At 68.5% G+C, this 14675-nt stretch carries 9 protein-coding genes; 3 read left to right on the forward strand and 6 right to left on the reverse strand.

Translation table 11 applies throughout. The features are described 5' to 3' along the window. Positions 1-17: 17 nt before the first annotated feature. The 4 genes from BLQ63_RS08625 to BLQ63_RS08640 form a co-directional block, all read right to left on the reverse strand. Complete coding sequence (locus tag BLQ63_RS08625; protein WP_177154846.1) at positions 18-3746, reverse strand: rhamnogalacturonan lyase family protein; 3729 nt, start codon at positions 3744-3746, stop codon at positions 18-20. A 283-nt stretch (positions 3747-4029) separates the two neighbouring features. Further along, entirely contained in the window at positions 4030-5286 is a 1257-nt protein-coding gene (locus BLQ63_RS08630; protein ID WP_091031855.1) for an RICIN domain-containing protein, read from the reverse strand. Positions 5287-5749: 463 nt separating this feature from the next. Further along, positions 5750-6817 (reverse strand): L-cysteine desulfhydrase Cds1, encoded by a 1068-nt coding sequence (gene cds1 / locus BLQ63_RS08635; protein ID WP_091031858.1) that lies wholly within the window; start codon positions 6815-6817, stop codon positions 5750-5752. After that, positions 6804-7277, reverse strand: coding sequence for an Lrp/AsnC family transcriptional regulator (locus tag BLQ63_RS08640; RefSeq protein WP_091031863.1), 474 nt, complete (start codon positions 7275-7277; stop codon positions 6804-6806). The genes cds1 and BLQ63_RS08640 overlap by 14 nt, the downstream gene beginning before the upstream one ends. A gap of 226 nt (positions 7278-7503) precedes the next feature. Between BLQ63_RS08640 and BLQ63_RS08645 the strand changes: the two genes are divergently transcribed. The 3 genes from BLQ63_RS08645 (at position 7504) to BLQ63_RS08655 (ending at position 11804) form a co-directional block, all read left to right on the forward strand. Then, the gene (locus BLQ63_RS08645) at positions 7504-7716 is read left to right on the forward strand and encodes a BldC family transcriptional regulator (protein ID WP_091031866.1); all 213 of its coding nucleotides are present in this window, start codon (positions 7504-7506) and stop codon (positions 7714-7716) included. Between the two features lie 509 nt (positions 7717-8225). Further along, positions 8226-9668 carry a glycoside hydrolase family 6 protein gene (locus BLQ63_RS08650; RefSeq protein ID WP_281187693.1) on the forward strand — a complete coding sequence of 481 codons (1443 nt, stop codon included), beginning with the start codon at positions 8226-8228 and terminating at the stop codon, positions 9666-9668. 381 nt (positions 9669-10049) lie between these two features. Beyond that, a complete protein-coding gene (locus BLQ63_RS08655; RefSeq protein WP_091031873.1) occupies positions 10050-11804 on the forward strand; it encodes a glycoside hydrolase family 6 protein in 1755 nt (584 codons plus the stop codon). A 192-nt stretch (positions 11805-11996) separates the two neighbouring features. Here the strand turns inward: BLQ63_RS08655 and BLQ63_RS08660 are convergent, their stop codons facing one another. Further along, positions 11997-12647, reverse strand: coding sequence for a TetR/AcrR family transcriptional regulator (locus tag BLQ63_RS08660; RefSeq protein ID WP_091031875.1), 651 nt, complete (start codon positions 12645-12647; stop codon positions 11997-11999). A gap of 14 nt (positions 12648-12661) precedes the next feature. Next, positions 12662-14266: an MFS transporter gene (locus BLQ63_RS08665; protein WP_245680908.1), complete on the reverse strand. Its 1605-nt coding sequence runs from the start codon at positions 14264-14266 to the stop codon at positions 12662-12664. Positions 14267-14675: the final 409 nt, after the last annotated feature.

Consider the following 14675-nt stretch of genomic DNA (forward strand, 5'->3'; position numbering starts at 1 on the left):
GCACCTCGGAGCAGTCGCTAAGCGACGGCGCAGACCTGGCCGTTCATCAGGAACATGCCCGGATCGTCCGGGTCGCCGGTGCCCTGGAAGCCGATCTGCCTCGTGTGCCCGGGCTTGAGCGGGAAGTTCCAGAACGCCGGGTCCGCGCGCACGGCCTCCCCGTCGATCGCGATCGCGCCGCCCCAGTCGACCAGGACCGACTCGACCCCGCCCGACCGCCACTCCAGATCCCACTCGCCGATCGACGCGTCACCGGTGTTCGTGACCTTGACCTGCACCACGAAACCCGAACCCCAGTCCGCGACCACGCGGTAGTCGACCTCGCACGAGGCCGACGCGTACGGCGCGGCCGCCGCGTCCCGGGTCGCCGACGCCGCGATCGGACGCCACGCGGGCGCCTCCATGCCGTAGCCGATGAAGAAGCTCGGCCACGGCGGCTGGTTGTACGAGATGTTCTGCCACGCGACCGCCAGGCGGTACTGCGGGTCCTGCATCAGCGTCGGGATCGTGTACTCGGTCTCGATCGTCGTGGTGAAGATCCGCACCCCGTCATTCGTGTCCTTGCGCAGGACCACCTCCTCGCGCCAGTCCCCGAGCAGGTCGGCGGTCAGGACCGCGTTCCCCTTCGTGCCGTTGTTCGTGTGCACCCCGTCGGGTGTGAAGATCTCCTCCTGCGTGCCCGTCTCAGGGTCCCACTCGGCGACGAACGGATAGACCGGCACGTAGTTCGGCTCGTCGAACTCGTGGTCCAGGATCTCGCGGCCCAGGTCGCCGTCCCACCACACCATCGAGTTCGCCGACGGGATCGTCGTCCCGATCAGCGTCCCGTCGGCCGCGTGCAGCGCCCCTTCCCGCGAGTTCCAAGCGCCCGTGGTCGACACGGTCCAGCACTCGGCGCCCGCATGGTCCGGGTCGATGTCCCCGCACGTGCCCCGGCCGGTGTCGCGCGTGCCCGGCACCGACCACAGCACCTCCCCCGTCTCCGCGTCGCGGAAGGCCGCCGCCCGGTTCCCCGAGGAGCTCATGCTCTCGAAGGGGCTGAAGACCTCCAACCCCTCGCGGGACGGGTCGAAGTCCGACACGTGCAGCGCGTCGCCGTGGCCCAGGCCCGCCGACTGGAGGACCGTGCCGTCGTCGTTGAGCGTCAGCGACCCGTACACGATCTCGTCGCGCCCGTCCGCATCCACATCGGCCACCGACAGGTTGTGGTTGCCCTGGCCCGAATACTGCGAACCCCACTCGGTGGAGCGGAACGCCCAGCGCTCCGACAGGCTCCCGCCGGAGAAGTCCCAGGCGGTGAGCTCCATCTTCGTGTAGATGCCGCGCGTGGTCACCAGCGACGGCGTGCTCCCGTCGAGATACGCCACCGCGGCCATGATCCGGTCCACGCGGTTGCCGTAGCCGTCGCCCCAGTCCGCCACGTCGCCGCGGTCGGGCTGGAAGTCGACCGTGTCCAGCGCCGCGCCCGTCGCGCCGTCGAACACCGTCAGGAACTCCGGACCCGACAGGATGTACCCGCCCGAGTTGCGGTGGTCCGCACCGGCGTCGCCGATCACGGTCCCCGCGCCGTCCACCGTGCCGTCGGCGGTCTTCAGCGCCACCTCCGACCTGCCGTCCCCGTCGAGGTCGTACGCCATGAGGAAGGTGTAGTGCGCCCCGGCGCGGATGTTCACGCCCAGGTCGATGCGCCACAGGCGCTCACCGCTCAGCGTGTACGCGTCCACGTAGACGTTCCCGGTGTAGCCGCTCTTGGAGTTGTCCTTCGCGTTCGACGGGTCCCACTTCTGGATCAGCTCGTAGACCCCGTCGCCGTCCAGGTCGGCGACCGTGGCGTCGTTGGGGCTGTAGGTGTACGCGACGCCGTCAGGGGTCGTGCCGCCCTCGGGGCGGTCCATGTCCACGTCGATGAACTGCTCGCCGAGGACCGAGAACGCGTCCGTGTAGCCGGTCTCCACGCCGTCCTCGACCGTGGCGATCCAGTACGTCGAGTTCGGCGAGCCGCCCGTGTCGGTCAGGTTCGTCGTCGCGGTCGGCTCCACGGTGAGCAGCGTCCCGTCGCGGTAGACGTTGAACGCCAGGTCCGCGCCGTCGGTGGCGAGGCTGCGCCAGCCGACGTAGACCCCGTCCTCCACGGCCACGGCCACCGGCGCGCGGTCGATGTCCTCGACCGCCGCCGCGCAGTCGGCGCACGGCTCGTCGGGGCCGTTCCCGCCCGAGTCCGGCACGTCGCCGATCCGGGTCAGCTCCAGGCCGTTCAAGTGCCCGGTCTGGCCCGAGACGTTCACGTTCAACTGGCCGTCCTCGACGACGACGCCCTCGAAGTCCTTCGTCAGGATCGACCTGGACCCGGCGTTCGCCGCCCCGAAGTCGACGCCCTCGAACTTGAAGTTCGAACGGGCCGAACCGGAGTAGTCGCCGGTGAAGACCCGAGCGGTGTACAGCCCCGGGGCCAGGTCCACCGCGAAGTCGTAGCTCCCGCCGAACCAGGCCACGAAGTCGCTGCCGACCGGGTCGCCGGCGACGCCGCGGTCGCGGTCGATCGCCGTCGACATGTCCGTGGTGAAGCCGTAGCCGAGCTCGGCGGAGTACGCGCTGGCGCGGTTGACCTCGGTGAAGCCCGGCGCGACGGTCTGGCTCGCGGGGCCGAAGTCGAACTTCCAGCCCGCGCTGGCGGTCGTGACCGCGAGGGTCGCGGACCGGTCCGACTCGCCCTTGGCGTTGACGGCGGCGACCGCGAACTCGTAGGCGGTGTCCTCGGTCAGGGCCGAGACGCGGCCGACGCCGACGGTGGCGGTGGTGCCCAGGCGCCATGCACCGCCGCTTTCGCGGACGTAGACGCGGTAGACGTCGGCGCCCTCGGACGCGGTCCAGGTCAGGGTGACGCTCGCGTTGGACACCGTGTCGGCGGTGAGGCCGGTCGGCGCGGGCGGGACGTCGGCCGGCGGCGCGACGTCGACCACGTGCTCCGACAACGGGAGTCCGAGCGCGGCGGTCTCCTCGGCGACCAGGCGGGCCATCTGGATGGCGCCGTACTCCTGGAAGTGGGTGTCGTCGGTGGTGCCGGCCGGCCGGTTCGGGTAGACCCCGGCCGGGACGTGCAGGAACACCGACTTGGCCTCTTCGGGGCCGATCTCGTTCAGATAGGCGCGCGAGGAGGCCGACAGGTCGACCATCGCGACGCCGGTCTCCTCGTGCAGCTCGTAGACCTTCTCCACGTACTCGGGGAAGGAGGTGTTGAACTCCCCGGTGTCGGCGTCGAAGCTGCGGCGCGAGACCGGGGTGACCAGGACGGGGACGGCGCCCTTCTCGATCGCGCCCGCGATGTAGTGGTCGCGCAGGTAGGTCTTGTAGTCCTCGGGCGAGGTGTAGCGCTCGGGGACCGAGACGGTGGCGTCATTGTGTCCGAACTGGACGAACAGGTAGTCGCCGGGCTGGATCAGCTCGAGGATCGCGTCGAGGCGGCCCTGCTCGATGAAGGAGCGCGAGGAGCGACCGCCGATCGCGTGGTTGGCGATCGTGACCTCGTCGTCGAAGTAGCGGTCTACGACCTGGCCCCAGCCGGCCTGCGGCTCGTAGTAGGGGTCGTAGGTCTGGACCGTGGAGTCGGAGGCGAGGTAGACGGTGATGCCGTCGTCGTCCTGGGCCTGGGAGGGGGCGCCTGCGACGAGGACGCCCGCGAGCGCGGTCGCCCCGGCGGCGAGCGCCGCGAGGGGGCGGCGCCACGAGTGGGGTGGAGGAGGAGTCATGGGCCTCATGTTCACTTCCGTAGTGAGGAGGAGGGGGCTTGCGGGGGCAAGCGTGAGTGAATCGTTTCAATATCGCGACGGATCACTGGGCAAGCGTTTACTGCCAAAGGGACGGTACCGAGCGGATCGCTGAAAGTCAATACATGTCGATGTCTGCGTCACCAGGGCAGGGGCAGTGCACCGGGAGCCGGTCCGCGGGGCCCCCGATACGAGGGTGACAGGTGGGACCGACAGTCCCGCGGGTGCGGGGGCCGAACCGGCCCCCGCATCCGGGAACGCCGTGTCAGCGGACGTGGCCGGCGATGGGCCGGCTCAGGGCCCTCGTCCCCTCGGCGACGAGGCGCGCCATCTGGTTGCCGCCGTAGTCCTGGAAGTGGGTCGAGTCGGCCAGGCCGGCGGGGTAGTTCGGGTACTCCCCCGCCGCGAGGTGCATGAAGACGTCCTTGGCGCGGTCGGGGCCGATCGCGTTGAGGTAGGCGCGCGAGCGGGCCCCGAGGTCGATCAGGTTCACGCCGGTCTCGCTCACCAGCTCGTGGACCTTCGCCGCGTAGGTCGCGAACGAGGTGTTGAACTGGCCGGTCGAGCTGTTGTAGTCGAGCCGGTTGACCGGGGTGAGCAGCACCGGGATCGCTCCCTTGGCCGCGGCCCCGGCCATGTAGTCGTCGCGCAGGTACCGCTTGTAGTCCGCCGGAGAGGTGTAGCGCTCGGGCTTGGAGGAGTCGGCGTCGTTGTGCCCGAACTGGACGTAGAGGTAGTCGCCGGGCTGGATGGCGTCGAGGATCGCGGCCAGGCGGCCCTGCTCGATGAAGGAGCGCGAGGAGCGCCCGCCGATCGCGTGGTTGGCGATGCGGGTGTTGGCGTCCATCCAGCCGCCGAGCTTCTGGCCCCAGCCGGTCATGGGGTAGGCCGAGGAGTTGTAGGTCTGGGCGGTGGAGTCGGAGGCGACGTAGATCGTCGGGACGCCGGAGGCGGGCGCGGCCTCGGCGGGCACGAGCTTCCACTGCTGGTTGACCCCGGCGAGGTTGTCGTACTGGGAGACGCGCGAGCCTTCGGCGATCGCCCATTCCCAGACGTCGAGGGCCTTGCCGGAGTTGCGGTTGACGAAGCGCAGCCAGGTGCCGTCGTCGATGATCTGCCACTGCTGGTTGGCGCCGGTGTTCGCCGTCCACTGGACGATGTTCGCGCCGTTGGCGGTCGACTTGGCGTAGACGTCGAGCGCGAGGCCGGAGTGGCGGGCCTCGATCTTGTAGTACCCGGCGCCGGCCGCGACGAAGCGGAACTGCTGGTTGGTCGCGTAGGTGCGGTTGCGCTGCACCAGGAGCGCGCCGTTGGCCGTGGAGGCGCCGTCGATCTCCAGGACGAGGCCGGAGTAGCGGGACTGGAGGTGATACCAGGCGCCGGGGGTGAAGGCCGCGCTCGCGGCCCCGGACCCGAGGAGGCCGCCGGCCGCCGCGCCGGCGCCGAGCCCGGCGAGGACGCCGAGCGAGCGGCGGGAGAGCTTGGCGCCGAACGGGTTCGGGCGGTGCTTGGGTGGTGTCATGTGTGCTCCAGAGCTCAGAGGAGAAGACCGCGGCGCCGCCGCGCTGCGAAACGACGAGCGGTTCCGAAGCGGCGCCGCGGCCTCTGTGAGGAGAGGGGTCGGTCGATGGGAGGTGAAGGACGGCAGGGCGACTCGCCGCCGCGGAGATGAAACGATTCAACTCCGCGGCGGACCGCACCGCTGACGCCGCGCGCTCCCCGGGCCGTGCCGGGATTGCCGGGGGACCGCACTTAGCAATAGATGTACTGATGGTTGTCGATTTGTTTGGCGAGTATCGTAACCCGCTGCAAGCGTTCGCACAAGCCCCGCCGAAGTCGCGCGCGTATACCGTCCTCACCCCCCGCCCACCACGGGGAAAGGTAGTCCGATCCTCCCGCGCGGGTGCGACAGGAACCCGCCGCGGCGGCCGCGTTGTCACCCGAAAGAGTGCGGCCGCGCGCTGCCGCCACGGCCCGGCCGCCGGCTACGCCGGCAGCAGCGGGGCCAGCTTCTCGGCCGCGGCCGCCAGGTCGATGCCCTGGGCCGCGACCCATGCGTCGTCGAAGTAGGTGGCGCCGTAGCGCATCCCCGAGTCGCACAGCAGCGTCACGATGCTCCCGCCCTGCCCGCTCCCGCGCATCTCCGCGATGATCGCCAGCGCCGCCACGAGGTTCGTCCCCGTCGACCCGCCGAGGCGCCGCCCGAGCCGCTCCGAAGCCCAGCGCAGGCACGCGATCGACTCGGCGTCGTCCACCTTCACCATGCGGTCCACCAGGGCCGGCACGAACGACGGTTCGACCTTCGGCCTGCCGATGCCCTCGATGCGCGAGCCGCTCGCGGTCGCCTCCGGGTCGCCGTCGCGCCATCCGGCGAAGAACGCCGAGCGCTCGGGGTCGACCACGCACAGGCTCGTCGCGTACTTCCGGTAGCGCACATAGCGGCCGATGGTGGCCGAGGTGCCGCCGGTCCCGGCGCCGACGACGACCCAGGCGGGCACCGGGTGGCGCTCCAGGCGCATCTGGTCGAACACCGATTCGGCGATGTTGTTGTTGCCGCGCCAGTCCGTGGCCCGCTCGGCGTAGGTGAACTGGTCCATGAAGTGGCCGCCGGTCTCGGCCGCGAGCCGCTCGGCCTCGGCGCACACCCGCGTCGCGTCGCGCACCAGATGCGCCCTGCCGCCGTAGAACTCGATCTGCTCGATCTTCGAACGGCTGGTCGACTCCGGCATCACCGCGGTGAACGGCAGGCCGAGCATCCGCGCGAAGTACGCCTCGCTCACGGCCGTCGATCCGCTGGAGGCCTCGATGATCGGCGTGCCCTCGTCGACCCAGCCGTTGCAGATCGCGTAGAGGAACAGGGATCGCGCGAGCCGGTGCTTGAGCGAGCCGGTCGGGTGGGTCGACTCGTCCTTGAGGTAAAGGTCCACTCCCCATTCCGGCGGGAGTGGGAACGGGAGCAGGTGCGTGTCGGCCGACCGGTTCGCGTCGGCCTCCACTGTGGTTATCGCCCAGTTGGTCCAGAGCCGGCTCCTGGTGCGGTCAATCGACTCCATGCCCGTCCCCGTCCGTCGGCACCGGCTGCGGCCGGTCCTCCCACTTGGTCGACAGCGTGATGGTGGTGCGGGTCTGGGCGACGCCGGGGATCGCGCCGACGCGGTGGATGAGCTTTTCCAGATCGCCCATCTTGGGCACGCGGACCTTGAGCTGATAGCACTCGACGCCGGCGAGGAAATAGCAGGACTCGATCTGCGGAATGGCGCGAAGGCGTTCGCAGATGTCCTGGTGGTCGGCCGAGTTGTCGGGGATGATGCCGATGAGCGCGGTGATGCCGAGGCCGATCAGCTCGGTGTCGACCACCGCCCGGTAGCCGGTGACGACGCCGTTCTTCTCGAGCTTGGTCACCCTGTCCTGCACCGAGGGCGCGGTGAGACCGACCCTGCGCGCCAGCTCGGCGTAGGAGGTACGCCCGTCGGTGCGCAAGAGGTTCACGATGGTCTGGTCGATCTCGTCCACCTGTTGAGGATAACCAGAGTTGCCACTTGCGCCCTGTGCCTACCTCATACCCGGGAACTCCTAGAGCGTCGGAATCGGCTCAGAGCGCCGTTGACATACGCGTGGTACTTTCAGGCAAAACCTACCGACCGAAAGTATGTCCAAGAACTCATGGCAGGTTTGACTGAATAGTGGTGTAATGGGTTTAACGCACGAAGTGAGTCTTCATCACGGGGAGGAAGAAATCATGGAGACCGAGGACCGCCTACTCACACCCGGCGAAGTTGCCTCGCTGTTCCGCGTCGATCCGAAGACCGTCACGCGCTGGGCCGCAGCCGGCCGGATCGGGAGCATTCGCACACCGGGCGGTCACCGTCGGTTCCGCGAATCCGAGGTCCGCGCGCTGCTGGAAGGCGACGCTGGAGCACAGGCCGCTTTCGAAGGGCACACCCAACAGTAGATCGACTGGTCGCGCGGGAGACCGCGAGGCCGATCGGGTCTCGCGAAGGACCACCGCGAGCCGCAAACCGTCCGGCACAAGCCGGTCCCGCACCGCCCCCGAAGCCGCACACGGCAGGGGCAGGACGCACCGGGGACCGGCTTCTTGCATGTTCGGCGCCGCCCGCCAGGCGGCGCCGATCGACCATCGAGCACGCCCGCGCCGCCGATCCTCAGATCGGGGGCGCGGGCTTCTGTCATGCCTTCGTCACTCCATTTTGGACCCGATTTGTTCCATTTAGGGCAATTGTCCACGCTCCGAAGTCGGATCAATACCCTGTGTTGATATCTAAGCCGCTAATCGGAATTTTCTGGATTCTCCGGTATCGAGACCCTTGACATCACAGTGAGACATAGGCAAACTTCGATGTTATCCGGATGCGTCCGGTGAAACTGGGAGCGCTTCCGCTGTACACCCGGTACCTGCGGAGCCGCCACCGGTTCGTCAGCCTCACGAGCAAGGGAAGGCACATGACGCTCAACCGAAGCAAGCAGACCACGAGGAGCAGGCGCGGGCGGCGCCTGGGAGCGCTCGCAGCGGCGACGCTCGCGGCCGCCACCGTCAGCGCCGTCGCGGTGAACACCGCCGGCGCCGAGGAGAACCCCGACGAAGGAGTGGGGGCCGCGCAGGCCAAGGTCGACAACCCCTACGAGGGCGCACAGGTCTACGTCAACCCCACCTGGTCGGCCAACGCGGCCGCCGAGCCCGGCGGCGAGGCGATCGCCGACGAGCCCACGGGCGTGTGGCTCGACCGCATCAGCGCGATCGAGGGCAACGACTCCCCCACGACCGGTTCGATGGGACTGGCCGACCACCTCGACGAGGCGGTCGCCCAGGGCGCGGACGTCATCCAGGTCGTCATCTACAACCTGCCGGGCCGCGACTGCGCGGCGCTCGCCTCCAACGGCGAGCTGGCGGCGGACGAGATCGACCGGTACAAGTCCGAGTACATCGACGAGATCGTGGCGATCCAGAGCGACCCGGCGTACGCCGGCCTCAGGATCGTCAACGTGATCGAGATCGACTCGCTCCCGAACCTGGTCACCAACGTCTCGCCCCGCGCGACGGCCACGCCGCAGTGCGACGAGATGAAGTCGAACGGCAACTACGAGGACGGCGTCTCCTACGCCGTGGCCGAGCTCGGCGCGCTGCCGAACACGTACAACTACATCGACGCCGGCCACCACGGCTGGATCGGCTGGGGCGACACGAACCCCGAGTACGACAACTTCAACGCCTCGGCGGCGCTCTTCGGCTCGCTCATCGGCCAGAACGGCATGACGGCCGACCACATCCACGGCTTCATCTCCAACACCGCGAACTACTCGGTGCTCGAGGAGCCGTACTGGACGGTCGACCAGAACGTCGGCGGGCAGCCGCTGAACCAGAACCCGAACCTGCCCTGGGTCGACTGGAACGACTTCAACAACGAGAAGGACTTCACCGAGGCCCTTCGCGAGGAGCTCATCGCCAACGGGTTCAACGAGGACATCGGCATGCTCATCGACACCAGCCGCAACGGCTGGGGCGGCGACTACCGGCCCACGGGCCCGTCGACCTCGACCGACCCGGTGACCTTCGTCGACGATTCCCGTATCGACCAGCGCATCCAGAAGGGCAACTGGTGCAACCAGGCCGGTGCCGGCCTCGGCGAGCGCCCGCAGGCCTCGCCCGAGCCGTGGATCGACGCCTATGTCTGGATCAAGCCTCCGGGCGAGTCCGACGGGGCCTCCGAGGAGATCCCGAACGACGAGGGCAAGGGCTTCGACGAGATGTGCGACCCCGACTACCAGGGCAACCCGCGCAACGGCAACAACCCGAGCGGCGCCCGCGACGACATGCCGCTGTCGGGCCACTGGTCCTCCGAGCAGTTCCAGGAACTCCTCCAGAACGCCTATCCCCCGGTGGGCTGAGGGAGGCTGAGGGCGAACCGGCACTTCGCCCGTGACAGGACGGCGGGGCCGCGCGAGAGCGCGGCCCCGCCGTCGTGCGCCCGGGAAAGCGGTCGCCGCGGATACCGGCGACGCGGAAGCCGTTGCGGTGAAGAAGTTTTTCTAAGGGAACCGTCCGGTTCCGCGGGAGCGTTTTCACTGATTCAAGCGCTTGCCGGTCAGATCCGCGCCTTCGAATCCACTGCGAATACGGGCTCGACGCTGGAAATATCCCGGCTTACCTCTTGACAGTCCATCTATATATCGGAGATTATCAATGCACACCTTGGGAGCGCTTCCCTCGGTGGACACCCGTTCTGGGCCGATTCACAGCGGCCCTTCGACCCTGAAGGACATCGAACTATGCACGTACCTCGAAGACGAAGGAGACTGGCCGTCACCGGTGTGGCCGTCGCCGCGCTCGCTGCCACTGGGCTGACCTTCGCTTCGGCGAACCAGGCACTCGCCGAAGAAGGCTGCGAAGTCGACTACAACGTCACCAGCAGCTGGGGCTCAGGATTCCAGGCCAATGTCGTGGTCACCGCCGACGAGCCGATCAACGGCTGGGAGATCAAGTGGAACTTCCCCTCGGGGACCACGATCTCCAGCGCGTGGAACGTCGACTGGAGCCAGAGCGGCACCGCGTTCACCGGCGGCGACGTCGGGTGGAACGCTTCCATCAGCTCCGGCCAGAGCCGTGAGATCTTCGGCTTCATCGGCTCCGGCTCCTCCACGGCCCCCGGGACGTTCACCATCAACGGCGACGTCTGCAACGGTCCGAGCCAGCCGCCGACCACCGACGAGCCGACCGACCCGGGCAACCCCGGTGGCGGCGACAAGGTCGACAACCCCTACTCCGGGTCGCAGGTCTACGTGAACCCGCAGTGGTCCGAGCGCGCCGCGGCCGAGCCGGGCGGCGACGCCGTCGCCGACCAGCCCACGGGCGTGTGGCTCGACCGCACCAGCGCGATCTACGGCAACGACTCCCCGACCACGGGCTCGATGGGTCTCGAAGACCACCTCGACGAGGCCGTGGCGCAGGGCGCCGACGTCATCCAGATCGTCATCTACAACCTCCCCGGTCGCGACTGCGCCGCGCTCGCCTCCAACGGCGAACTGGCCGCGGGTGAGATCGACGAGTACAAGAACGACTACATCGACCCGATCGTGGAGATCCAGGGCCTGGCCAAGTACGCCGACCTCAAGATCGTCAACGTGATCGAGATCGACTCGCTGCCGAACCTGGTGACCAACGTGTCGCCGCGTGAGACCGCGACCGCCAACTGCGACACCATGAAGAACAACGGCAACTACGTCGACGGCGTCTCGTACGCGGTCGCCGAGCTCGGCGCTCTGGCGAACACGTACAACTACATCGACGCCGGCCACCACGGCTGGATCGGTTGGGCCGACACCAACGCGCAGTACGACAACTTCAACGCGTCCGCCGCCCTGTTCGGTTCGCTCATCGGCGAGAACGGCATGACCGCGGACGACGTCCACGGCTTCATCTCCAACACCGCGAACTACTCGGCGCTGGAAGAGCCCTACTGGGCGGTCAACCAGAACGTCGGCGGCCAGGCGCTGAACCAGAACCCCAACCTCCCGTGGGTGGACTGGAACGACTTCAACAACGAGAAGGACTTCACGGAGGCCATGCGTGAAGAACTGATCGACAACGGGTTCAACGAGGACATCGGCATGCTGATCGACACCAGCCGCAACGGCTGGGGCGGCGACTACCGTCCGACCGGCACCTCGACCTCGACCGACCCGGTGACGTTCGTGGACGAGTCGCGGCTCGACCAGCGCTTCCAGAAGGGCAACTGGTGCAACCAGGCCGGTGCCGGCCTCGGCGAGCGGCCGCAGGCCGACCCCGAGCCCTGGATCGACGCCTACGTGTGGATCAAGCCCCCCGGTGAGTCGGACGGCTCCTCGGAGCTGATCGACAACGACGAGGGCAAGGGCTTCGACGAGATGTGCGACCCCGACTACCAGGGCAACATCCGCAACGGCAACAACCCGTCCGGTGCTCGCGACGACATGCCGATCTCGGGCCACTGGTCCTCCGAGCAGTTCCAGGAGCTCCTCGAGAACGCCTACCCGCCGGTCAACTGACGGCTGCTATATCAATGGGCCCGGCGCTCTCCGGGAGGCGGATCGCCGGGCCCCCATAGACCACATCCTCGGTTCCTTCCGGTGACCGGGCCCCGCGGGACGGCGGGGCCCGGTCTTTACCGGTCTCCGCAGGGGAACGGAAGCGGCCCCGGCCGGTCATCAGACCGGCCGGGGCCGCGTGTCTCCCGTGCTTCAGGCCCTGGACTCGCAGAGCGGGCCGCCGATGCCGCGCAGCAGGGTGCCGACGAACTGCTCGACGGTGTCGGGCCGGTTCAGCTCGCTGTAGTGCCCGTAGACGAAGATCGTCAGGAGCGGGCTGATGAACATGGCCACGGCCAGGTCGAGGTCGACGTCGTCGGCCAGCTCGCCGCGCTCGGCCCAGTGGGCGAAGGTCTCGCGGACGAAGAGGCGCCGGTGCTCGACCATGCGGTCGTGGTGCTCCTTGTACTCCGGTTCCTTCACCGCGGTCATCATGCACTTGAAGACCTTGCGGTCCCTCGCGCCGAACGTCTTGCGCATGTTGTTCGCGATGTGGGTCAGGTCGTCGCGCAGCGAGGTCCGCGGCATGGTCGTCGGTATCGGCGCCTTGAGCCGCTCGACGGCGGTGACGATGAGCTCCTCCTTCGAGGGCCAGCGCCGGTAGATCGTGGCCTTCGAGACGCCCGACCGTTCGGCGATGGCCTCGACGCTGACGTCGGTGATGGTCCCGTGCTCGGCGATGAGGTCCAGGGCGGCTTCCAGGATCGACTGGCTGACCGCCTCACTGCGGGGGCGGCCCTTGGCGGGGGCCGCCCCGGCGGACTCGTCGGGACCGGTCGTCACTGCGCTGAGCTCGGGAGGCATGACTCCATTGTTCCTCAGACCTCGACGAGGGCGGGCTCGGCGGCCTGCTCGGGCGAGGTCTCGTCGGTCTCACCCCGGCGGCGGCCGGGGAAGAACAGGGCGATGACGACGAGTCCGACGACGCCGACCGCGACCGCGGCGAGCGCGGTGGTGTGCAGTGCGGTGATGAAGGAGTCGTTGGCGGCCTGGACGACCTGGCCGGCCGTCTCCTGCGGCACCAGCCCGGATTCCAGCGCCCCGTACGTGGAGGCGTAGGACTCGCGGGCCTCGTCCGACAGCTGCGGCGCGGTCTCGGTGATCTCGGACTGGTAGGACTGGGCCATGATCGTGCCGAGCACGGCGACGCCGAGGGCGCCGCCGACCTGGCGCAGGGTGTTGGCCAGCGCCGAGCCGACTCCGGCCTTCTCCTTCGGGACCGAGGACATGAGCGTGTTCATCGCGGGCGGCATGAGGTTGGCCATGCCGGCGCCGGTGATGGCGAACAGGACGATGACGACCCAGACGGGGGTGTCGGCCTCGAAGACGAACGCGGTGACCAGGAAGTTGGTGATCACCAGGAGCATCGCGACGATGCCGACGGCCTTGGCGCCGAAGCGCTGCACCAGGGAGTTCGACATGGGTGCGAAGACGAGCATCGAGGCGCCGAACGGGAGGAACAGCAGACCGGTCTCCAGCGGCGAGTAGCCCTTGAGCAGCTGGAGGTAGAAGGTCATGAAGAACATCAGGCCCATCATCCCGAAGAACGTCAGGGTGATGATGGCCGAGGAGGCCGAGAAGCGCCGGTTCTTGAACAGCTTCATGTCGAGGGAGGCGTGCGGGATGCGCCGCTCCCAGAGGACGAAGCCGACCAGGACGATCACGCCGAGGGCGATGGTGCCCCAGACCTCGATGCCGGCCCAGGAGCCGGCGTCGCCGGCTTCGATGATGCCGTAGGTGAGGCTGACGAGGCCGATCATGGACAGGGCCATGCCGACGAAGTCGGCCTTGGCCTGGCTGCCCTTGGACTCGGGGGCGAGGATCATGATGGCGATGAGGCCGAAGACGACGATCGGCACGTTGATGAGGAAGACCGAGCCCCACCAGAAGTGCTCCAGGAGCGCGCCGCCGACGATCGGGCCGATGGCGCCGCCGATGCCGACCGCGCCGGTCCAGATGCCGAGGGCCTTGGGGAACTCCTTGGTGGAGAAGACGTTGCGCAGGAGCGACAGCGTCGAGGGCATCATGATCGCCGCGCCGGCGCCCATGAGGGCCCGGTACCAGATGAGCTGGTCGGGGGTGGTGGCGTAGGCCGACAGCAGTGAGGCGATGCCGAAGACCACGAGGCCGGCGATGAGCATTCTCTTGCGGCCGAGGCGGTCGCCGATGACGCCGGAGGCGAACAGGAGGCCGGCGAAGACCAGGGTGTAGGAGTTGATCATCCAGGCGAGGTCGCTCTGGGTGGCGCCGACGCCGACGGGGTCGGGTTCGGCGAGGGTCTTCATGGCGACGTTGAGGACGGTGTTGTCGAGGACGACGACGATGAGGCTGATGACCAGGACGCTGAGGATCGCCCACCGGCGGGGGTGTCCTTGGTCCTCGGTCTCGGCCTCGAAGGCTGGGACGGAACGGGTTTCGCTCACAGGGTTTCCACTTCTGTTGAGAGCGCGAGTGCGCTGGTCGCGGCGGACGGGTGTCCCTGCCGCTCGGCAGCCCGGGCCCGGTCTGCGGCGGCGCGCGCAGAGGCGCCGTCCGGCCGGGGGCCGTGCTGTGCGGTGTTCTCGTCGCGGCGCCGACCGCGACGGTGATGTGGTGTCGCCACCGAGACTACGCCATTCCGAAACGATACGGTACCGTATCGTAATACGTGTCACAAGAATCGTATCTCGAGGCACCGACAAGACGGCCCGACCTCGCTCTTTCGGGGGACAGCGGTGCCGCGGCGGCCCGTTCCCGTCATACCCCGGGGGAAGGATTGCCCCTACCTTTCCCCCGGGAGGGTGGGGGTTTGGGATGGTATCGGTGACCAGGCCGTGAACGCCGTGCGAAGGA

Origin of the sequence: Glycomyces harbinensis, assembly GCF_900101745.1 — a bacterium.
Taxonomy (GTDB): Bacteria; Actinomycetota; Actinomycetes; order Mycobacteriales; family Micromonosporaceae; genus Glycomyces; species Glycomyces harbinensis.